The 20,505-nt window shown below is 65.0% G+C and carries 19 protein-coding genes; 13 read left to right on the plus strand and 6 right to left on the minus strand.

All coding sequences use genetic code 11. The features are described from left to right. Nucleotides 1-240: 240 nt before the first annotated feature. A complete protein-coding gene (locus CH305_RS13905) occupies nucleotides 241-987 on the minus strand; it encodes a DUF2993 domain-containing protein (protein WP_032380347.1) in 747 nt (248 codons plus the stop codon). A 110-nt stretch (nucleotides 988-1,097) separates the two neighbouring features. Here CH305_RS13905 and CH305_RS13910 point away from each other — a divergent pair, with 110 nt between their 5' ends. Continuing rightward, nucleotides 1,098-1,685 carry a hypothetical protein gene (locus tag CH305_RS13910; protein ID WP_032380348.1) on the plus strand — a complete coding sequence of 196 codons (588 nt, stop codon included), beginning with the start codon at nucleotides 1,098-1,100 and terminating at the stop codon, nucleotides 1,683-1,685. Here CH305_RS13910 and CH305_RS13915 read toward each other — a convergent pair whose 3' ends face one another. The 4 genes from CH305_RS13915 to CH305_RS13930 all read right to left on the minus strand — a co-directional run bounded on the left by CH305_RS13915 (nucleotide 1,686) and on the right by CH305_RS13930 (nucleotide 4,423). Then, nucleotides 1,686-2,627 (minus strand): N-acetyltransferase, encoded by a 942-nt coding sequence (locus tag CH305_RS13915; RefSeq protein WP_094704007.1) that lies wholly within the window; start codon nucleotides 2,625-2,627, stop codon nucleotides 1,686-1,688. Beyond that, complete coding sequence (locus CH305_RS13920; protein WP_256983744.1) at nucleotides 2,624-3,319, minus strand: class I SAM-dependent methyltransferase; 696 nt, start codon at nucleotides 3,317-3,319, stop codon at nucleotides 2,624-2,626. The genes CH305_RS13915 and CH305_RS13920 overlap by 4 nt, the downstream gene beginning before the upstream one ends. A 79-nt stretch (nucleotides 3,320-3,398) precedes the next feature. Next, nucleotides 3,399-3,902: a DUF2505 domain-containing protein gene (locus tag CH305_RS13925; RefSeq protein ID WP_032380350.1), complete on the minus strand. Its 504-nt coding sequence runs from the start codon at nucleotides 3,900-3,902 to the stop codon at nucleotides 3,399-3,401. Between the two features lie 11 nt (nucleotides 3,903-3,913). Then, nucleotides 3,914-4,423 (minus strand): DUF2505 domain-containing protein, encoded by a 510-nt coding sequence (locus CH305_RS13930; protein WP_032401840.1) that lies wholly within the window; start codon nucleotides 4,421-4,423, stop codon nucleotides 3,914-3,916. Nucleotides 4,424-4,480: 57 nt separating this feature from the next. On the opposite strand from CH305_RS13930, the gene CH305_RS13935 reads away from it, so the two are divergent. From CH305_RS13935 to CH305_RS13945, 3 genes are all read left to right on the plus strand, one after another. Next, nucleotides 4,481-5,497 (plus strand): UDP-N-acetylmuramate dehydrogenase, encoded by a 1,017-nt coding sequence (locus tag CH305_RS13935; protein ID WP_094704009.1) that lies wholly within the window; start codon nucleotides 4,481-4,483, stop codon nucleotides 5,495-5,497. 62 nt (nucleotides 5,498-5,559) lie between these two features. Beyond that, the gene (locus CH305_RS13940; RefSeq protein WP_094704010.1) at nucleotides 5,560-7,110 is read left to right on the plus strand and encodes an MBL fold metallo-hydrolase; all 1,551 of its coding nucleotides are present in this window, start codon (nucleotides 5,560-5,562) and stop codon (nucleotides 7,108-7,110) included. Nucleotides 7,111-7,183: 73 nt separating this feature from the next. Next, nucleotides 7,184-8,458 carry an Ig-like domain-containing protein gene (locus tag CH305_RS13945; RefSeq protein WP_218828590.1) on the plus strand — a complete coding sequence of 425 codons (1,275 nt, stop codon included), beginning with the start codon at nucleotides 7,184-7,186 and terminating at the stop codon, nucleotides 8,456-8,458. 59 nt (nucleotides 8,459-8,517) lie between these two features. Here CH305_RS13945 and CH305_RS13950 read toward each other — a convergent pair whose 3' ends face one another. Next, a complete protein-coding gene (locus tag CH305_RS13950) occupies nucleotides 8,518-9,273 on the minus strand; it encodes an SDR family NAD(P)-dependent oxidoreductase (RefSeq protein ID WP_032380354.1) in 756 nt (251 codons plus the stop codon). 336 nt (nucleotides 9,274-9,609) lie between these two features. Here CH305_RS13950 and CH305_RS13955 point away from each other — a divergent pair, with 336 nt between their 5' ends. The 9 genes from CH305_RS13955 (at nucleotide 9,610) to CH305_RS13995 (ending at nucleotide 20,457) form a co-directional block, all read left to right on the plus strand. Then, a complete protein-coding gene (locus CH305_RS13955; protein WP_179278287.1) occupies nucleotides 9,610-10,959 on the plus strand; it encodes an ROK family protein in 1,350 nt (449 codons plus the stop codon). A gap of 11 nt (nucleotides 10,960-10,970) precedes the next feature. Continuing rightward, a complete protein-coding gene (locus CH305_RS13960; RefSeq protein ID WP_256983746.1) occupies nucleotides 10,971-11,885 on the plus strand; it encodes an alpha/beta fold hydrolase in 915 nt (304 codons plus the stop codon). Nucleotides 11,886-11,909: 24 nt separating this feature from the next. Then, entirely contained in the window at nucleotides 11,910-13,238 is a 1,329-nt protein-coding gene (gene mshA, locus CH305_RS13965; RefSeq protein WP_256983747.1) for a D-inositol-3-phosphate glycosyltransferase, read from the plus strand. Further along, nucleotides 13,235-13,732 (plus strand): YbjN domain-containing protein, encoded by a 498-nt coding sequence (locus CH305_RS13970; protein WP_032380356.1) that lies wholly within the window; start codon nucleotides 13,235-13,237, stop codon nucleotides 13,730-13,732. Before mshA ends, CH305_RS13970 begins: the two co-directional genes overlap by 4 nt. 58 nt (nucleotides 13,733-13,790) lie before the next feature. Then, nucleotides 13,791-15,251, plus strand: a complete 1,461-nt coding sequence (locus CH305_RS13975) for a nucleobase:cation symporter-2 family protein (protein ID WP_094704011.1) — start codon at nucleotides 13,791-13,793, stop codon at nucleotides 15,249-15,251. 75 nt (nucleotides 15,252-15,326) lie between these two features. Beyond that, on the plus strand, nucleotides 15,327-16,418 hold the full coding sequence (locus tag CH305_RS13980) for a BMP family protein (protein ID WP_230592351.1): 1,092 nt from the start codon (nucleotides 15,327-15,329) through the stop codon (nucleotides 16,416-16,418). Nucleotides 16,419-16,440: 22 nt separating this feature from the next. Next, nucleotides 16,441-17,943, plus strand: a complete 1,503-nt coding sequence (locus CH305_RS13985) for an ABC transporter ATP-binding protein (RefSeq protein WP_094704012.1) — start codon at nucleotides 16,441-16,443, stop codon at nucleotides 17,941-17,943. Beyond that, nucleotides 17,936-19,192, plus strand: coding sequence for an ABC transporter permease (locus CH305_RS13990; protein WP_080734315.1), 1,257 nt, complete (start codon nucleotides 17,936-17,938; stop codon nucleotides 19,190-19,192). Before CH305_RS13985 ends, CH305_RS13990 begins: the two co-directional genes overlap by 8 nt. Then, on the plus strand, nucleotides 19,189-20,457 hold the full coding sequence (locus tag CH305_RS13995) for an ABC transporter permease (protein WP_094704013.1): 1,269 nt from the start codon (nucleotides 19,189-19,191) through the stop codon (nucleotides 20,455-20,457). The genes CH305_RS13990 and CH305_RS13995 overlap by 4 nt, the downstream gene beginning before the upstream one ends. Nucleotides 20,458-20,505: the final 48 nt, after the last annotated feature.

Below are 20,505 nucleotides of genomic sequence, written 5' to 3' on the forward strand. Positions count from 1 at the left end.
CAGTCCGTCCTGCGGTAACCAACCCGCGTATATGAGAGTTGACGACGCGTCGAACACTACGACACGCTCACCTCCCACTCGCATCGATCACCATCCCGGCAACAGGAAGCGGTGGCACACACGACGGTGCGTGCCACCGCTTCACCATGCCGTCGTTGACAGGCCGACCTCCATATGAGAGCGGCTGCGTCGCACGTGCGCGGTCACTCGTACTCTGCTACGAGTTACCGCGCACATGGATTACGCGACGAGTGAGCAGCCCTCGGGGGTCTGCTGATTCTGGTTCTGTTGGGTCGCGGGAATCGTGTACTGCCCGCCTTCGAGTGTGAGCTCGATGCCGGAGTCGGTGACGGTCAGCGACGTCGGGGTCATGTCCAACGGATACGCCTGCAGGCTGTCGGTCAGCACTCCGACGACGGAGTCGACCAGGTCGGTGGGGATACCGAGACCCAGGATCGACGCGTCGACGGTCTGAAAGTCGACCCTGCCGTCGGCGACCTGCGGCTTGACGGTCAGCTTCGCCAGCGCACCGACGGCGAATTCGAGGGTGCCCGCCGATGCATCCGAGGTGACGCCCGAGACGATCGCGCCGATGCCCTGGCTCTGCAGGGTGCGGGTGATGCCGTCGGTGGACCACGAGATATCCGCACTCGAGCTGCCGATGGTGCCGCCGGAATCCGCGGACTGGGTGAGGTTCAGATCCCGTGCCTCGGCGTGGACGACCATGCCCTCGGCCGGCCCGAATCGCGCGTCGTCGCTGTCGACGGTGACCGACGAGACCTTCTTGTCCACCAAGGACAGCAGAACCGGCTTGAGGCCGAGACCGACCTCGACCTGGCTGCCGAGCTCGGATTCGAGCTGGCCGGCGAGGCACGATTTGATCTGTTGACGCACGAACAACTCGCCACCGATGACGGCGACGAGGAGGACTACAACGACGGAGACTGCAATCAACGGCACGCTGCTGCGCTTGGCTGTGGAGGACATTCCCGGCAGTCTTCCCGATGATTCTGAGCAAGCTCTGTGAAACTCGCCGAAGAGATGTCTCCGGTACCAAAGTTTGTGATCTGTAACACATTTTGCCGTACGCTTGCGGCATGGGTACGACAGGACCGAGTGTGCAGGAACTGCACTCGCTCGCCACTCGTCAAGACGGCTATTTCACCGCCGAGCAGGCCGGTGAGCTCGGCTTCGATTCGGCAATGGTGCGCGTCAACCTGGCGACGAACACGTGGACCCGCGTCGAGCGCAACTTGTTCCGACTGGGCCAATGGCCGCACAGCGAGCTCGAGGTGTTCGCGATGTGGTGCGCCTGGTTCGGAGGCGAGGCAGTGATCTCGCACCAGAGCGCCGCCGAGTTGCACGGATTCGGTCACCTGCACCCGCAGTTCGTGCACCTGTGCGCGTTCGGGGACCTACGCCTGAGCGATACCCGACTTGCGGTTCACCGTCTGCGGCTCGAGCCTCGTGACGTCGAATCGGCCGGCACGTTCAACATCACCACGCCGGTGCGGACGGTGCTCGATCTCGCTGCCGGCGGAATCTCGCAACTGACCCTCGACGAGGTGGTGTGCGACGCCGTGGCGATCGGTCGCGTCGACCCGCAAGCGCTGTACTCCGAGGCCGGCAGCAGCACCGATCGAGTGGCCGAACGCGTCGAACTGGCCTTGTCTGCCTGCACGTGATCACCGGCCCGCGTGCACGATCCGGGTACGGGTGACGGCAAAACCTGCGCGCTCGAAGGCAGAACGCATGGGGGCATTGACCACATCGGTTGTTCCGACGATGCGGGATTGCCCGTCGTCGTGGTGCATCCGGACCATCTGTGACAGCAGATCGTCGACATACCCCTGACCGCGATGCTCGGGAAGCACTCCGAGATAGCTGATGGCCGCGTCGTAGGCATTTCTCGTCGGCACCACGAAGCCCACAGTCGTGCCATCGGGTCGGCTCGCGATCTGCCAGGCCTCGCGTCGCCCCGGTAGGGAACCGTAGAAGGCGAGATCGTCTTCCGCGAGTGCGGCTACTCCGTGTTCGGCAACCATGGCGCGGGTATGGGAGTCGAGGCTTCCGGCTGCGACGGCCTCGAACACTGCGAGGAACTGCGCATCGGTGCCCGCCGAGAAGTGCAGACGAGTCGAGGCCTCGGGCACTGGATCGTCAGCGGTTCGGGCGAAGGAAACGCGTTCGGTCGTGCGGGTGAAACCACCCCGGTGCGCGGCTGATTTGCGCCACGCCAATGCCGACGGTAACGAGTCGGCTCTCCAATTGTTCACCGCCACATCGACATTGAATTCGAGATCGGCGGTGTGCTCGAAGGCCGCGCGAGCGCTGCTGATCAGGGCAGCGCCGACGTCGGCCGGTCGCTTCTCGGCACGCACGACCGACAAGCAGTCGAGGGTGACGGGGCTGCTTGCGCCCGGACGGCCCCACCACACAGCGCGCCCGACCGGACGTCCCGCGCGTTCGGCAAGCCAGGTCCACTCGTATCGGTAATTGCCCGACGCCATACCCTCGTGGAGACGAGCGCGATCGACCCAGTCGACCGGATCTGTGCTCGACCATTGCTCGAGCTTCGAAAGGTCTTCGGGCGCGCACGGTCTGACCGTGAGGGGTAGATCGTTCATCTCGGCGCAACCGTCGCCCAGGGCACCGTGAGCACGTTGTCTCGCATGCGGCGGCGGGGGAGAGTGATCGGAAGCCCCTGTTCGGCAAGTACTCTCAGAGCTGCGCGCCAGCGCAGGCGGGGGCCGAAAGGGGCCAGTGGCGCCGAGACCGACCACGCTCGATCGGCTCGCTGCAGCAGATCGTGGATCAGCTCGCCCTCGATGTTGCGGTGTATCAACACCTTCGGGAGTCGCTCCGCGATGTCCGACGGCATCTCGACATCGAACGGATCCCAGGCCAGAGTCAGAGACCGCGGGCCTTCGGCGTCGAGCAATACCCACGCGCAGCGTCGACCCAACTCGTCGCAGGTACCGTCCACCAGCAGGCCGCCGGGTGCCAGGCGAGACTGAATGCGTTGCCAGGCAGCAGGAACCGCGTCCTCGGGATATTGCCGCAGTACGTTGAACGCACGCACCAGGTTCGGGCGCAGACCGGCCAACTCGAATCCGCCACGGGCGAACTCCACGCCGTCGCTCCCCGGAACGACGCGGGCGGGGTCGATTTCCAGACCGGTGACTCGGAGATCGGGCCTGACGGTGCGCAGTCTGCCCGCGAGTTCGAGAGTCGTGTTCGGCATCGCCCCGTACCCGAGGTCGACGACGAGGGGATCCGGTGATTCGCGCAGGACGCGTCGAACATCGGCATCGTGCATGAGCCATCGGTCGCTGCGACGCAACCGATTGATGCCGGTGGTGCCGCGGGTGATGACGCCTTCAGGCCCCTTCAGTGGGCTAGGCGTTCTTTTCGAGCCAGTCGGCGGTCACTTCGCCTTCACCGCGCCACAGGTCGATGAGGTTGACCAGCATGAGCTGCTCGAGCTTGCCGCCGATGAACGGCAGGAACACCTTGGCCTCCGAGGAGGTGCGTAGGGTCGAACCGCCGTTGGTGGGGAAGAGCGACGTGGTGCCCTTCAACGAACCCGGACCGGCCGGAATCGACGCGTCGTAGTGGCCCGCGGTGACTTCCTCGTACGCGTCGAAGTGCACGTTGCGGGTGATGACCATGTCTTTCTTCATCACCGTCTGCGCGATGTCGGGCAGTTCGGTGCGCGGGATGACGTGGTGCATCACGATGTCGATTCCGGCGTCGGACACCTCGAAGCTCTTCAGCTCGTTCTCCGAGTACTTACGCATCTCCTCGATGCGCGCGTCCCAGTGATCGCGACTGGACAGCGCTGCATAGACCTGCTGCGTCGAGTGGGTGAACCGGGCGGAGTAGTTCATTCGGCGAGCCATAGTGCGCCAGGCTAGCTGTTCGCCTGTGCGGCGATCCAGTTACCGGTGAAGTCCTGCTCGTTGTCGATGAGCGAGAGCACCTGCTCGCTGATCATCGATTCGATCTTCCCGCCGAAGATGGGGACCTTGACCTCGGTGGTGCCGGCCAGTGCGACGGTCGTCGTATCGCCTTTACCGTCGAGAGTGGTGGTGCCGGTGATGCGAGCCGGTGCCCCCTCCACGGTGGCTCCGAACGTGCCCGCGGCGTGGGTGCCGTCGAACGGTCCCCAGCTCTCGGTGCGTTCGATGATGAGGTCGCCCTTCTTGAAGGCGGTCACCGCGGACGGCAACTCCTCTTCGGGGACGGACTGGGTCATGACGACGTCGATGGTGCCGTCGCCGACGGTGACGCTCTTCAGGCTGGCACCGGGGCCGCCGATCTGCTCGATGCGGTCCTTCCAGTACTGCTCGGATGTCAGTGCGGCGTGGACCTTGTCGGCGGAGGCGGGCACAGTCGAGCTGTGCTCAATGGGGCGAGGCATCCCCGCAGGTTACCGGGTGACTCCAGCGCTCGTGCGCGACCGGTAGCGTGAGAGTCCGTGCCTACTGCAATTTCGGAGCTCACCACTATTCGAGTGGGCGGCCCGGCCCGTGAATTCTGTGTCGCGACGACCGGTGACGAGTTGGTTTCGCTGGTGCGCGACGCGGATCGGGCCGGAACCGACGTGCTGGTCGTCGGCGGTGGATCCAACCTGGTCGTCGGAGATGACGGGTTCGACGGTCGGGTGATTCAGGTGACCGGCTCGCGGCTGGACATCGACGGCGAGATCGTGACCGTCGATGCGGGCGTCGAGTGGGATGCCGTCGTGCAGGCGACGATCGATGCAGGTCTGTCCGGGATGGAAGCGCTGTCGGGCATTCCCGGAACCACCGGCGCGACGCCGATCCAGAACGTCGGCGCATACGGCGCGTCGACGTCGGAGCTGTTGCACAGTCTCACCGTCTACGACCGGCAGACCGAGGAGACGGCGGTGTGGACGCCGGCGCAGTGCGGTTTCGGTACGCACCGGTCGTCGGTGTTCAAGCGATCCTCGCGGTACGTGATTCTGGACGTGACGTTCGCGCTGAAGAAGACGACCGAGTCTCTACCGGTGCGCTACGCGGCACTGTCGGAGCGTCTCGACGTGCAGATCGGCGACGTCGTACCGGTGCCGGACGTACGCGGCGCCGTACTGGCTCTGCGCGGCGAGCGGGGGATGGTGCTCGACGCGAGCGATCACGACACGTGGAGTGTCGGATCGTTCTTCCTCAACCCGGTACTGCCCGAGGTGCCCGAGGCCGCTGCGCACGCGCCCAGCTTTCCCGACCCAGCGGGAACCAAGATCCCGGCTGCCTGGCTGATCCAGAACGCAGGCTTCCCGCGCGGCTACGGCACCGCATTCGGGCGTGGCACCGCGGCATTGTCGTCGAAACACGTGTTGGCCATCACCAACAGAGGCGGGGCGACCGCGTCGGACATCATGGCGCTCGCCGCGCACGTGCGAGACGGTGTGCAGGAGAAGTTCGGCGTCACGCTCACTCCCGAGTGTGACCTCGTCAACTGCGCGCTGGGTTAGAGCCGCCCGAAACGGCGCATACGATGGAGCTTTGAAAAGCCCGGCTCGTAGGAGGTAAATCAGTGCAGGTCACCAGCGTGGGACATGCGGGATTCCATATTCGGACCGACGCCGGGAGCATCCTGTGCGATCCGTGGGTGAACCCGTCGTTCTACGCATCGTGGTTCCCGTTCCCCGACAACTCGGGCCTGGACTGGGACGAGTTGGGTGATTGCGATTACCTGTACGTCTCGCACCTGCACAAGGACCACTTCGATCCACGGAACCTGGCCGAGCACGTCAACAAGGACGCGACCGTGCTGCTGCCGGACTACCCGGTGCTCGACCTCAAGCACGAGCTCGAGAAGCTCGGCTTCCACAAGTTCTACGAGACGACGGACTCGGTCAAACACACGATCTCCGGCCCCAAGGGCGATCTCGACATCATGATCATCGCGCTGCGTGCACCAGCCGACGGTCCGATCGGCGACTCGGGCTTGGTCGTCTCCGACGGAAAGACCGTGGCGTTCAACATGAACGACGCACGGCCGGTGGACCTGGACGTGATGACCGAGAACTTCGGCCCCGTCGATGTGCACATGCTGCAGTACTCGGGCGCGATCTGGTACCCGATGGTCTACGACATGGTCTCGCGGGCGAAGAAGAACTTCGGCATCCAGAAGCGTCAGCGGCAGATGGATCGAGCGCGCCAGTACATCGAACAGGTCGGCTCCACCTGGGTGATTCCGTCGGCCGGCCCGCCGTGTTTCCTCGACGACGATCTGCGCTTCCTCAACGACGTCTACGGCGACCCGGCCAACGTGTTCCCGGACCAGATGGTGTTTCTCGAGCAGATGCGCCTGCACGGGCACGACAAGGGTCTGTTGATGATGCCGGGCACCGCCGCAACGTTCGACGGTTCCGAGCTGCTCTCGCACGAGCACCCCATTCCCACCGCCGAGGCGGAGGCCATCTTCACCACCGGCAAGGGCGAGTACATCGAGGCCTACGCCCAGCGTCAGGCATCGGTCATCGCGGCCGAGAAAGCCGGCTGGGCTCCGGCCGAGGGCGAGCCGCTGCTCGAGCCGTTGCGGGGGCTGTTCGAGCCGATCATGGCGCAGACGGACCTGATCTGCGACGGCATCGGCTACCCCGTCGGGATCACGATGGGCGACGAAACCGTCGTGCTGGACTTTCCGAAAAGAATTGTGCGAGAGCCGATCTCGGACGAGAAGTTCCGCTACAGCTTCACCATTCCGCCGGAACTGGTCCGCACCGCAGTGCGTGATGAGGAGCCCGATTGGGTGAACTCGATCTTCCTGTCCACCCGTTTCCGGGCCCGACGCGTCGGCGGTTACAACGAATTCCTGTACACGTTCTTCAAATGCCTCACCGACGAACGCATCGCCTATGCCGACGGCTGGTTCTCCGAGGCACACGACGACACCGCCACGATCACGATGGGCGGCTACGAGATCCAACGTCGCTGCCCACACCTGAAAGCGGACCTGACGAAGTTCGGCATCGTCGAGGGCAAGAAGCTCACCTGCAACCTGCACGGTTGGGACTGGAACCTCGAAACCGGCCGCTGCCTGACGTCGAAGGGCCACGAGCTCCGCACGCAGAAGCTCTGACTCTGCTGTGAGACTGCCCCCAAAATGACCCGGAAAAGTGGGGCAGTTCGCAGACGCAGGTACGTTGGATAACGTGCATGAGCAGGTAGAACAGACAAAACGGACGCGCGCGGTGTGGTTGATCGCCGTGCTCGTCGCCTTGGTGGCGTTGGTGGCAGGTTGCACCGTCGGATCCGGTGACGGAGGCTCGGGAGCTGCAGCCCCCACCACCGAGGCCGCGCCCGTTGCGAAGGTCACCGCGAACCCGGCCGACGGTGCCGTGGACATCAGCCCCGTCGCGCCCATCTCGGTCTCCGTGACCGACGGAACGCTCACCGAGGTTGCGCTGACGAACCCCGAGGGCAAGGTCGTCCAGGGCGCACTCTCACCGGACAAGACCTCGTACGCCGTCACCGAACCGTTGGGGTACGGCGTCGAGTACACGTGGTCCGGCTCGGCAGTCGGCGGCGACAACAAGACCGTGCCCATCGAGGGTGCGTTCACCACCGTCGAACCGGACAGCCGAACCTCGGTGAGCACCAACATCGGCGACGGCCAGGAAGTCGGCATCGCCGCGCCGATCATCCTGCAGTTCGACTCGGCGATCGAGGACAAGGCGGCCGTCGAGAAGGCGTTGACGGTGACCACCAACCCGCCGACTCCCGGCGCATGGGCATGGTTCCCCGACGACAACGGCTCGCGCGTCCACTGGCGTCCCACCAACTACTGGGCTCCCGGCACGACGGTGTCGGTGGTCGCGAAGCTCTACGGCGTGAACTACGGCGACGGCGCGTACGGAGCCGACGACGTCACCTTGAATTTCAGTATCGGACGCAGCCAGGTGGTCGTCGCCGACGCCACCAGCCACCGCATGCAGGTGGTCCGCGACGGCGCGACGATCATGGACATCCCCGTCAGCTACGGCGAGGGCAACGAGGACCGCAACGTCACTCGCAGCGGGATCCACGTCGTCACCGAGAAGCACGAGGATTTCCTGATGTCCAACCCGCCGTTCTACGAGAACGTGCGCGAACGCTGGGCCGTGCGCATCTCCAACAACGGTGAGTTCATCCACGCCAACCCGCTGACCACCGGCGTGCAGGGCGCGTCCAACGTCACCAACGGGTGTATCAACCTCTCCACCGAGGACGCGCAGCAGTACTTCGGGACAGCGATGTACGGCGATCCGGTGGAGGTCACCGGCACCCGTATCGACTTGTCCGCAGCCGACGGTGACCTGTACGACTGGGCCATCGACTGGCCGACCTGGGAGTCGATGTCGGCGCTTCCTGCCGGCGGAGCAGCCGCAACCACGACCCCCGCGACCACGGCACCTGCAACGACAACGGCACCCGCGCCCGCTGGGTAGAGCGCTACGCGCACGTGCATGGAAACTCGTAGCGCACTACGAGTTTCCATGCACATGGGCTACTTACGGGAGAAGCGCCCCGGGCCGGCCTGATCGCGCGGCTTGATGATGATCTGATCGAGGTTGACGTGCGACGGGCGCGAGGCCACGAAGCCGATCACCTCCGCGATGTCGCTCGCCACCAACGGCGTGATGCCCTGGTAGACGGCGTCGGCCTTGGCGGCGTCACCGTCGAAGCGGACGAGCGAGAATTCGGTCTCCACGGCGCCGGGCGCAACCTCGGTCAACCGCACCGGCTTACCCAGCAGTTCGCCGCGTAGCGTCCGATGCAGCACGGCCTGAGCGTGTTTGGCGGAGGTGTACCCCGAGCCGTTGTCGTACGCCTCGAACGCAGCAACCGAGGTGATCGTGACGATGAGGCCGTCGCCGGAGTCGATCAGCTTGGGCAGCAACGATTTCGTGACCCGTAGCGTGCCGAGGACGTTGGTCTCCCACATCCAGCGCCAGTCGTCGAGGTCGGCGTCGATCACCGGAGCCAATCCCTTTGCGCCGCCTGCATTGTTGACCAGGACGTCGACGCGGGGGATCACCGCGGCGAAGGCCGCAACCGAATCCTCGTCCGTGACATCGAGTTCCAGAGCCGTACCGCCGATGTCCGACGCCAACTCCTCGAGCCGGTCGAGTCTGCGGGCACCGATCACCACGTGGAATCCGTCGGCGGCGAGTTGGCGGGCGGTGGCCGCGCCGATGCCGGAACTCGCTCCGGTGACGACGGCGATTCGGGTATCGGGTGCGATGTGTTCGGGCGAGGTCATGGGGAAATTCTAGTTCGGGAGAAACAGCGCTTCTGGACGGGCCCGATTGGACAATCGGGCTTCGAGTGCTAATTTTGGACTCATGTCCGCCAGCGAGACCACCGCGATGCGGGTCACCTATGTGACCGCGTCCCTCGGTTCTCGCTTGCCGCTCCCTCGGGAACTGTGTTGTCTCGGCCAAGGAACCTGTCTCTAGCCTTTTTGCGCTACGGGCAGTCGATTCGCGTGTCGTGGTCTTTCGTGACCACCGTGCTCGCCCCTTGACCTGCATCACTTCGCACCGTCGTCGTTGTTCATTTCGCGACGACGGTCTCCACTGCTGAGGATCCACGACGGATGTCCGTAACCACGCTGCACCACCATCACGCTCGCCCCGCTCTGCGCTCGCCCGGACGGGTCACCGCTCCCGCATCGCGCGTCCAACTCGTCGCACCCGATCTGCGGATCGTCGACAGCCCCGTGGCGTCGGTGCTGCGAGTGGCCTGCGTCGAAGGGCCCATCTCGCGCGACAGCGCAGCTCGCACAACAGGATTGAGTATCGCCACCGTCAATCGGCAGGTATCGGCTCTGCTCGGTGCCGGGCTGTTGCGCGAGCGTGCGGACCTGACGGCATCGGGAGCGATCGGACGGCCCCGGGTGCCGTTCGAGGTCAACCACGAACCGTTTTCGACGATCGGCATCCACATCGGTGCCGTCGTCACCGGCATCACCGTCAGCGACTTGCGCGGGCGCATCCTCGGCGCCGTCGAAATCCCCACGCCAGGTGGATCCCCCGACGCGGCGCTGGCTTCCGTCACCCGCAGCGCCGGTGCCTTTGCCGGACGCTGGCACCGCCGCACACCGCTGTGGGTCGGCGTAGCCATCGGCGGCCGTGTCGACACCGCGAACGGCACCGTCGACCACCCGCGACTGGGGTGGGAGAACGGCCGCGTCGCCGGCATCATCGGCGGCGGACTCGGCCTTCCCATCTCGGTGTCCGGGCACGTCGAGGCGATGGCAGCCTCGGAATTGTTGCTAGCACCTCGACTGTCGGACACCGCGGCAGCGCAGAGCACGAGCGGAACCTCTCTTTACTTCTACGCTCGCGAGACCGCAGGCATGGCTCTGACGATCGACGGCCGCGTCCACACCCCGGCGAGCGGCCCCGGGTCCATCGCCCACCTGCCCACCGGGTCGTCGGCGCTGTGCGGATGCGGTAATCGAGGCTGCCTCGAGGCCTCCGTCAGTGATCGAGCGGTGGTCGCTGCTGCCGTCGACCGCAAAATCATTCCGAGCGTAGCCCGCGGAGCGACCGATGTCTCTGTGAGCGTAGCCCGCGGAGCGACCAATGTCGCTGCGCCGCAGCCACATCCGAGTATCGCCGCGGTGTACCAGGCAGCGCAGGGCGGTTCGGAGGCGGCGCGCGAACTGCTGGTCGAGCGCGCTCGAATACTGGGTCGGACGGTGGCGCTGCTGCGCGACATGTTCAATCCGGATCGCGTCGTACTCGGGGGCCAGGCGTTCACCGCGTACCCGGCCGGAATCCCGCACGTGGGCGAGGCATTCACCGCGCATTCGACGCTGGCACGCCGGGATATTCGCGTCACCGGATTCGGCGACCGGGTGCAGGAATACGCCGCGACGGTGGTCTCTCTCAGCTCCCTGTACTCCGATCCGCTCGCGTCGATGCGCAGAGCTGCCGCGTAGGTTCACCTACCATGAGCACCCCTGCAGCAGGACCGGTTCGCCAGGCCACCGGGATCGACGGAGCCAATATCGTCTACCGCGTCAGCGGTGACCCCGAGGCGAGACCACTGGTTCTGCTGCACGGGTGGGCGCAGAGCTCGGCGTGCTGGGGCGAGGGACTGTTGGCGAACTTGGCCGAGCGGTACCGCGTTGTCGCCGTCGACCTGCGGGGTCACGGCTACTCCGACGCCCCCGCGGCGGGGTACGACGACTCGAAGATCTGGGCCGGGGACGTCGAGGCGGTGCTTGCTGCAGAGGGCATCACCGCCGACGCAGTGCTCCTGGGCTGGTCCTACGGCGGTCTGGTCATCTGTGACTACCTCGCCGAACACGGCACGGGCGCGGTGGCGGGCATCGTGCTCGTCGGCGCGATCACCAGCATCGGCAGGGGAGAGGCAGGCGGACGCGTGGGGACGGCCATGCGGGCGGCGATCCCCGGTGCGATGGCCGAGGAGCCCCGCGTAGCCATCAAGGCGCTCGGTAGCTTCGGCAACGCATTGACCGGGCCGGTGGAAGGAAAGGGGACGGAAGCACAAGCGCTGTTCGGGTTGACCCTGTCCACCCGGCCGCGAGTGCGCGCCGCCCTGTTCGATCGTGCCGTCGGGCACGACGACCTGCTCCGCAGCCTCGATGTGCCGGCATTCGTGCTGCACGGCACCGCGGACACCGTCGTCGACGTCTCCGCCGGGCGTCATGCAGCGGAGCTGATACCCACGGCCGTGGCGTCGTACTGGGAGGGCGTGGATCACGGACCGTTCGTGGCCGATCCGCAGCGCTTCCTCACCGAGGTGACCGAGTTTCTCGACAGCCTGGGTCGTTCCGCAGGCTGCACTCCCGGATGGTCTGAGTCTGCCCGGTCGTCTGAAGGGGTAGTTATCGAGACGTAATGTGGAGGCGTGCACACTGAGGGAGTGACTGGACACCAGCTGAGCAGGGTCGCTGTGTTGTCCTTGCATACGTCCCCACTGGCGCAGCCCGGAACGGGTGACGCGGGTGGCATGAACGTCTACGTGTTGCAGAGCGCCAAAGAGCTGGCCAAGCGGGGTGTGGAGGTCGAGATCTTCACCCGGGCCACGGCGTCCACCGATGCTCCCGTCGTCGAGGCAGCACCCGGAGTGCTGGTCCGCAACATCGTCGCCGGCCCGTTCGAGGGGCTGGACAAACACGACCTGCCCACCCAGCTGTGCGCGTTCGCGGCCGGGGTTCTGCGTGAGGAAGCCCGGCACGAGCCCGGGTACTACGACCTGGTGCACTCGCACTACTGGCTCTCGGGTCAGGTGGGCTGGCTCGCGCGCGATCGCTGGGGAGTGCCGCTGGTACACACCGCGCACACCCTCGCCGCTGTCAAGAACGCCTCGTTGGCGCATGGTGACTCACCGGAGCCTGCGGCGCGCCAGATCGGCGAGCAGCAAGTGGTGGCCGAGGCAGACCGGCTGATCGCCAACACAACCGAGGAAGCGAAGTCCCTCGTCGAGATCTACGGGGCTTCGCAGGACTCGATCGACGTGGTTGCGCCGGGAGCCGATCTGGCGCAATACAATCCGGGGGACAAGCTCGCGGCCCGCACCGAGCTGGGTCTGAACCCCGACGAGTCGATCGTCGCATTCGTCGGACGCATCCAACCGCTCAAGGCTCCGGACGTGCTCATCGCCGCGGCCGCCGAAGTGCTGCAGCGAGATCCGTCGTCGCCACTACGGGTCCTCATCGTCGGCGGGCCGTCGGGCAGCGGGTTGGATCGACCCGACAGCCTCATCGATCTGGCCGAGAGTCTCGGGATCACCCCGCGGGTGACGTTCATGCCGCCGCAACCGTCGTCGCGTCTGGCCCAGATCTACCGCGCCGCGGATGTCGTTGCGGTGCCGAGTTACAACGAATCGTTCGGGCTGGTCGCGATCGAAGCCCAGGCGTGCGGAACGCCGGTGTTGGCAGCCGATGTGGGCGGTCTCGGCGTGGCCGTGCGATCGGGCGAGACCGGCCGTCTGGTGCAGGGCCACCGCACCGAGGACTGGGCCGATGCGCTCGCGTCCATGCTCTCGGATCGAACTGCATTGGCGGACATGGCAAGTGCGGCACCTCGGCATGCCGAAAACTTCTCGTGGGAGCACACCGCGGACGGTCTCATCGAGAGTTACCGTCAGGCCAAATTCCATTTCGACCGCGGTGAGGCACCGAGCGAGTTCTCGCCGCGACGGGTCCGAGGATTGTCGAAACTACGCAGATCAGGAGCTGTGACTGCATGAGCGAGACCGCCGAACTGATCGACCGGGTCCTGAAGGATCGCGAACTGGACTACACGCGGCGCGGCGAGGTGTTCACCGTCGAACTGCCCGGGGAACGCAAACTGAAGACGACGACGATGTTGACCGTCGGACATCACGGGGTGCGCATCGAGGCGTTCGTCTGCCGCAAGCCCGACGAGAACTTCGAGGGCGTCTACAAGTACCTGCTGCGTCGAAACCGTCGGCTGTACGGGGTGCACTACACCATCGACAAGGTCGGCGATATCTACCTCGTCGGCCGAATGTCGTTGCGGGCTGTCGACGGTGACGAACTCGATCGGATCTTCGGTCAGACCCTCGAGGCCGCCGACGGCGACTTCAACGTGCTGCTCGAACTGGGATTCGCGGAGTCCATCAAACGTGAATGGGCATGGCGGGTCTCGCGTGGCGAATCGTTGGCGAACCTGAAGGCGTTCGAGCATCTGGTGGGAGCAGACAAGGCCGAGCAAGCGTAACTCGCTCGAAATGGGTCGGTGTGGCTGCCCGTAACGTCCGGTTCATAGCCTGACTCTCATGACCAGGCCCGAGGACGCCCGCCCGCCGGTGCTGCAGATGTTCGGTTACGGTCTGCAACACATTCTCTCGATGTTCGGTGGCGTCATTGCCGTACCGATCATCGTCGGTGGAGCGGCCGGGCTGTCCGGTGCCGACCAAGCCCTGCTGATTTCGTGCGCGCTGTTCGTCAGTGGCGTGGCCACCGTGCTGCAGACCATCGGTATCCCGTTCTTCGGCTCGCAACTGCCGCTGGTGCAGGGCATTTCGTTTGCTTCGGTATCGACGGTGCTGACGATCATCGGCAGTGCGGAAGACGGCCGAACCGGATTGCGCACGGTCCTCGGTGCCGTGCTGGTGGCCGCGCTGATCGGGTTGGCCATCGCGCCGTTCTTCTCGAAGATCATTCGCTTCTTTCCGCCGCTGGTGACCGGCAGCATCATCACCGTCATCGGACTGTCGCTGATGCCGGTCGCCGCGCGGTGGATCACCGGCCAGGAGATGGTGGGCGGTGCCCCGAACCCGAACTACCTCGACCCCGCCAATATCGGGCTGGCGATGTTCACCCTCCTCGCCGTGCTGGTGATGACCAAGATTCCTGGCCTGTCGAGGCTGTCGATTCTGCTCGGACTCGTCGTCGGCACCATCGCAGCACTGATCGTCGGCAAGACCGACTTCGACGGTGTCGGTGACGCGTCCGTGGCGGCCGTACCGACGCCGTTCGCGTTCGGGTCACCGATCTTCGCCGTCGGTGCGATCGTCTCGATGACCATCGTGATCCTGGTGATCATGGTCGAGACCACGGCCGACATCCTCGCCGTCGGTGAGGTCGTCGGAACCGACGTCGACTCCAAGCGCGTCGGTGACGGACTGCGCGCCGACATGGTGTCCTCTGCCGTCGCCCCGATCTTCAACACGTTCCCGGCGACGGCCTTCGCGCAGAACGTGGGTCTGGTGGCGATGACCGGCATCAAGAGCCGCTTCGTCGTGGCGGTGGGTGGCGGCGTGCTTGCGCTGCTGGGCCTTTCGCCGGTTCTTGCCGCAGTCGTCGGTGTCGTCCCGCTGCCGGTACTCGGAGGGGCAGGCATCGCTCTGTTCGGAACCGTCGCCGCCAGCGGCATCCGGACCCTCGGCAAGGTGAACTACGACAACAACTCCAATGTGGTCATCGTGGCGGTGACCTTGGCGTTCGGCCTCATTCCCGTTGTCGCGAGCGACTTCTGGGACGAATTTCCGGACTGGTTCGTCACCATCTTCCATTCCGGAATCAGTGCCGCCAGCATCGTGGCGGTGGTCCTCAACGTATTCTTCAACGTATTCAGACCCGGTACGCCGCCGAACCCATCGGTGGTGGCAGCGGGGCCGGCAGTGATGGTGCGTGAGGACGAAGCACGAATACTCCGCGAAGGCGGCAGCTTGCCCGACAAGGCCGAGCCCAACAAGGCTGTGCCGAACAAGGCTGCATCCGATAAGGACACCTGAGTGAAATCCTGCGCACCCTCGCCCGCGCGAGTAGCGTCCCGAACCAGACGAAGCACATCTAAATTGGAGGACATCTTGTCATTCGTTACCCGCACGAGTACGCGGAAGGCAGCACTCGGCGGCGTCGCGTCGCTCGGTGCCATCGCCCTGATCGCAGGCTGTGGATCCGCTCCCGAGGACGAAGGATCGAGTGGAGGCGGATCCGGTGACTTCCTGCCCTGCATGGTTTCCGACAGCGGCGGATTCGACGACAAGTCGTTCAACCAGCTCGGGTTCGAGGGTTTGACCGAAGCCTCCCAGGAGCTCGGCGTCGAGCCGCGCACCGTCGAGTCCGCGTCGCCCACCGACTACGCCCCCAACATCAACAACCTCGTCGATCAGGGCTGCAACCTCATCGTCACCGTCGGATTCGATCTTGCCGACGCCACCAAGGTGGCAGCCGAGGCCAACTCCGACATCGACTTCGCGATCATCGACGACTCGACGATCGACCTGCCGAACGTCAAGCCGCTGACCTACGACGCCTCGCAGTCGGCTTTCCTCGCCGGATACGCGGCCGCGAGCTACAGCACCACCGGAGTGGTCGGCACGTTCGGCGGCTCCCAGCTGCCGACCGTCACCATCTTCATGGACGGCTTCGCCGACGGCGTGAACTACTTCAACGAGCAGAAGGGCAAGGCGGTCCGCGTCATCGGCTGGGACGTGCCCTCGCAGAACGGCTCGTTCACCGGTGGATTCACCGCCAACGAAGTTGCCAAGAACACCGCTCAGGGTCTGATCGACCAGAACGCCGACGTCATCTTCCCGGTCGGTGGACCCATCTATCAGAGTGCGGCGCAGGCCATTCGGGACTCCTCGCGTCCGGTTGCCCTCATCGGTGCCGACGCCGACGTCTTCGAATCCGACCCGTCGGTCGGCGACCTGTTGCTCACCTCTGTGACCAAGGGCCTCAAGACCAGCGTCGACGAGGTGGTGGCCAACTCCGGTGCAGACAAGTTCGACAACGCTCCCTACGTGGGCACCCTGGAGAACGACGGCGTCGGCATCGCACCGTTCCACGACTTCGAGTCCAAGGTCGACCCCGCACTGCAGGGCGAGCTGGATACGATCAAGGCCGGCATCGTCGACGGGTCCATCACCGTCGAGTCGCCGTCGGCACCCAAGTAGCAGCAAGCGGTCGTAAAGGGATATGAAGCTCGAACTTCGCGGTATCACCAAACGATTCGGCTCGTTGATCGCCAACGACCACATCGATCTGAGCGTCGAATCCGGCGAGATCCACTGTCTCCTCGGCGAGAACGGTGCAGGCAAGTCCACGTTGATGAACGTGCTCAGTGGCCTGTATCGCGCCGAGGAGGGCCAGATACTGCTCGACGACGTCGAGCAGAACTTCGCCGGTCCGGGCGAGGCGATGACTGCCGGGATCGGCATGGTGCATCAGCACTTCATGCTGATTCCGGTGTTCACCGTCGCCGAGAACATCGTGCTCGGCAACGAAACCACCTCGCTCGGTGGACGACTCGATCTCGTGGCAGCACGAAAGCTGGTACGAGAGATCTCCGCGAGGTTCGGCTTCGATCTCGATCCCGATGCTCTCGTCGACGACCTACCCGTCGGCGTGCAGCAGCGGGTGGAGATCGTCAAAGCGCTCTCTCGTGAGGCCAAGGTGCTCGTGTTCGACGAGCCGACGGCCGTCCTGACGCCACAGGAAACCGACGATCTGATGCGGATCATGAGGGAGCTCGCGGCGTCGGGCACCACCATCGTCTTCATCACCCACAAGTTGCGCGAAGTACGCGAAGTGGCAGACAAGATCACCGTCATCCGGCTCGGCAAGGTGGTCGGTGAAGCGAAACCGACCGCCTCCAACACCGAACTTGCGGCCATGATGGTGGGACGCGATGTGCAGCTGACGGTCTCGAAGGATCCGGCGTCTCCGGGAGAGCCGGCGCTGGTCATCGAGAATCTGTCGGTGTTCGACGCCCAGGGCAACAAGACCGTCGTCGACGTCAGCCTCGAGGTCGCGGCAGGGGAGATCCTCGCCGTCGCCGGAGTGCAGGGCAACGGGCAGACCGAATTCGTCGAGGCTCTACTCGGGTTGCAGGACAACGTGTCCGGAAAGATCAGTCTCGACGGTCGCTCGCTGGTCGGATCGACGGTGCAGGACGTGCTCGACGCCGGTGTCGGCTTCGTGCCGGAGGACCGTACCGTCGACGGTTTGGTGGGCGAGTTCTCGATTGCGGAGAATCTGATGCTCGACCGCTCGAACAGCATGCCGTTCGTGCGGCGCGGAGCGGTGCAGCGCGACTATCTGGAGAAGTTCGCATCGGAGAAGCTGAGCGAATTCGATGTGCGGGCACCGGGAATCGGGACCGCCGTCGGACGCCTGTCCGGTGGTAACCAGCAGAAGGTGGTGCTCGCACGCGAACTGAGCCGCGATCTGCGGCTGTTCGTCGCGGCCCAGCCGACTCGCGGAATCGACGTCGGATCCATCGAATTCGTGCACAAGCGCATCGTCGCCACTCGGGATTCGGGGATTCCGGTCATCGTGGTCTCGAGCGAACTGGATGAGGTCGCCGCACTGGCCGACCGCATCGCCGTCATGTATCGAGGAGCAATCGTGGGAATCGTCCCCGGGGATACGTCCCGCGAAACACTCGGATTGATGATGGGCGGTGAGCGTGGTGAGTGAGACCCAGCAGCCCCCGGCAGCTCCGCCGCCTCCGACACCTCCGCAGCCGTCCGCGTCACATGTAGTGCTCCGGCAGATCTTCACCGGCAGTGCCATCATCTCGGTTCTCGCCGTACTGCTCGCGCTGATCGTCGGTGCCGTGCTCATCGCCGCCACCAACACCGGCGTCCAGGAGTCGGCAGGCTACTTCTTCTCGCGTCCCTCGGACATGCTGAAGGCCATCTGGGATTCCGTTGCCGGCGCGTACTCATCGTTGTTCCAGGGCTCGGTGTACAACTTCCGTCGGCCCGGATTCGAGAACGGCATCCGGCCACTGACCGAGACTCTGACGTTCGCCACTCCTTTGATCGTCGCGGGACTCGGTGTGGCCCTTGCCTTCCGCGTCGGCATGTTCAACATCGGTGGACGAGGCCAGATGCTCATCGCCGCCGCGTGTGCGGGCTGGGTCGGATTCGGGGTGAGCCTGCCGGCCGGACTGCACCTGCTGGTCGCCGTCGTCGCGGGTGTACTCGGCGGCGCGGTATGGGGCGGAATCGCCGGATTCCTCAAGGCGCGCACCGGCGCTCACGAGGTGATCGTCACCATCATGCTCAACTACATCGCGTTCTACCTCGTCGCGTACCTACTTCGTACCCCCGGTGCCCTGCAGGCTCCGGGATCCAACAATCCCAAGACCGCTCCTATCGCGTCGACCGCGGTGTTCCCCAAGCTGTTCGGCGACCGATACAGCCTGCACCTCGGTTTCGTTCTGGTGATCCTCGTGACCGTTGCGGTGTGGTGGCTGCTCGAGCGATCCAGCCTCGGATTCCGCTTCCGGGCAGTGGGGGAGAACCCACACGCCTCACGGGTGGCCGGTATGAACGTCAACCGGATCTACCTCTACGCCATGATCATGTCCGGTGCGCTCGTCGGCCTTGCCGGAGTGGCCCAAGTGCTGGGCACCGTTACCACCGGCTTCAGCGCCGACATCGATGCCGGAATCGGATTCGACGCCATCACAGTCGCACTGCTCGGCCGATCGAAACCGTGGGGCGTGTTCTTCGCGGGAATCCTGTTCGGCGCGTTCAAAGCCGGCGGGTTCGCCATGCAGGCGGCCGAGGGCGTACCGATCGACATCGTGCTCGTCGTGCAATCGGTGATCGTGCTGTTCATCGCTGCGCCGCCACTGGTGCGAGCGGTGTTCCGATTGCCCAAACCAGGCGAAGAAAAACTGGCGAAGGCCGAGACCGCGAAGGTGGGTGCACTGTGACCGCCCCCGTCGTCGCCCCCGCCGAGGCAATACTCGGTCGCAGCTGGAAGGTGCCGTCGATCCTCGGGGTCGTGACGTTGCTCGCTCTGGTGCTGTTCGTTGTCAAGAAAGGTTCGGGCACAAGCACATTCGCATTGGCATCGGAGGGCGACTTCTTCGCACTGCCGGCCGTGGGTGTGCCGTCGTACGGCACCGGTCTGATCGTGGTCGTGTTGCTGGCCGTCATCACCGGCTACGCGGCGCTGCTGGCCTCGCGCTACCGCTCGACGCCTCTGTGGGTGCTCGCCGTGTTCGCGGTGTTGTTCGTGTTCGGCTTTCTCGCGTGGGCAGCCGACGGTGAGACCATTCCGGTGCCCGGATTGCTCATCGGCGCAGTCGCTCTGAGCACACCGCTGATCTTCGGCGCGATGGGCGGGGTGATCTCCGAGCGGGTCGGTGTCATCAACATCGCCATCGAAGGTCAGTTGCTTGCAGGCGCCTTCGTCAGTGCCGTCGTCGCGTCGATCACCGGATCGACCTACGTGGCGCTGCTCGCGGCTCTGGTGGCCGGCGCACTGACCGCCTCGCTGCTGGCAGTGTTCTCGATTCGCTACTTCGTCAATCAGGTCATCGTGGGTGTGGTGCTCAACGTCCTGGTCGTCGGACTGACCAGCTTCCTGTACTCGGTGGTTCTCACAAAGAACGCCGAGACGCTCAATTCGCCACCGCGCTTCGCGCGCATCGACATTCCGGTGCTCTCGCAGATTCCGATCGTCGGGCCGGTGCTGTTTCGACAGACGCTGATCGTGTACCTGATGTATATCGCCGTGGCGCTCGTGTTCTTCGGCCTGTTCCACACCAAGTGGGGTCTGCGACTGCGCGCCGTCGGTGAGCATCCGCAAGCCGCCGACACCGTCGGAATCAACGTTGCTCGAACGCGATTCTGGAACGTCTGCCTCGCCGGTGCCATTGCCGGACTCGGCGGTGCGTACTTCACGCTCGGTTCCGTCGGAGCCTTCGGCAAGGAAATGACTGCCGGTGCCGGCTACATCGCACTCGCCGCGGTCATCTTCGGGCGGTGGGATCCCGTGCGCGCGACGTTGGCCGCACTGCTGTTCGGATTCGCGTCGAATCTGCAGAACGTGCTGGGCATCATCGGGTCTCCGGTGCCGAGCGAATTCATGTTGATGCTGCCCTACGTGGTGACCATCTTCGCCGTCGCCGGGCTGGTGGGCCACGTGCGAGGACCGGCAGCAGCGGGCAAACCGTATGCGTCCCGAAGTTAGCGGACGCCCTACCTGACTCAGCGGTAGGGTCGCTGTCCGATGTGACCG

It is taken from the genome of Rhodococcus sp. 15-649-2-2 (genome assembly GCF_002258645.1).
In the GTDB taxonomy this organism is placed as follows: Bacteria; Actinomycetota; Actinomycetes; order Mycobacteriales; family Mycobacteriaceae; genus Rhodococcoides.

Excerpts from the sequence above, each read along its gene's own strand:
- CH305_RS13955 (WP_179278287.1), top strand. The coding sequence starts at position 9,610 with ATGTCCGTAACCACGCTGCACCACCATCACGCTCGCCCCGCTCTGCGC.
- CH305_RS13950 (WP_032380354.1), bottom strand. The coding sequence starts at position 9,273 with ATGACCTCGCCCGAACACATCGCACCCGATACCCGAATCGCCGTCGTC.
- CH305_RS13925 (WP_032380350.1), bottom strand. The coding sequence starts at position 3,902 with ATGGCTCGCCGAATGAACTACTCCGCCCGGTTCACCCACTCGACGCAG.
- CH305_RS13905 (WP_032380347.1), bottom strand. The coding sequence starts at position 987 with ATGTCCTCCACAGCCAAGCGCAGCAGCGTGCCGTTGATTGCAGTCTCC.
- CH305_RS13910 (WP_032380348.1), top strand. The coding sequence starts at position 1,098 with ATGGGTACGACAGGACCGAGTGTGCAGGAACTGCACTCGCTCGCCACT.
- CH305_RS13985 (WP_094704012.1), top strand. The coding sequence starts at position 16,441 with ATGAAGCTCGAACTTCGCGGTATCACCAAACGATTCGGCTCGTTGATC.
- CH305_RS13970 (WP_032380356.1), top strand. The coding sequence starts at position 13,235 with ATGAGCGAGACCGCCGAACTGATCGACCGGGTCCTGAAGGATCGCGAA.
- CH305_RS13920 (WP_256983744.1), bottom strand. The coding sequence starts at position 3,319 with ATGCACGATGCCGATGTTCGACGCGTCCTGCGCGAATCACCGGATCCC.
- CH305_RS13975 (WP_094704011.1), top strand. The coding sequence starts at position 13,791 with ATGACCAGGCCCGAGGACGCCCGCCCGCCGGTGCTGCAGATGTTCGGT.
- CH305_RS13915 (WP_094704007.1), bottom strand. The coding sequence starts at position 2,627 with ATGAACGATCTACCCCTCACGGTCAGACCGTGCGCGCCCGAAGACCTT.
- CH305_RS13960 (WP_256983746.1), top strand. The coding sequence starts at position 10,971 with ATGAGCACCCCTGCAGCAGGACCGGTTCGCCAGGCCACCGGGATCGAC.
- CH305_RS13930 (WP_032401840.1), bottom strand. The coding sequence starts at position 4,423 with ATGCCTCGCCCCATTGAGCACAGCTCGACTGTGCCCGCCTCCGCCGAC.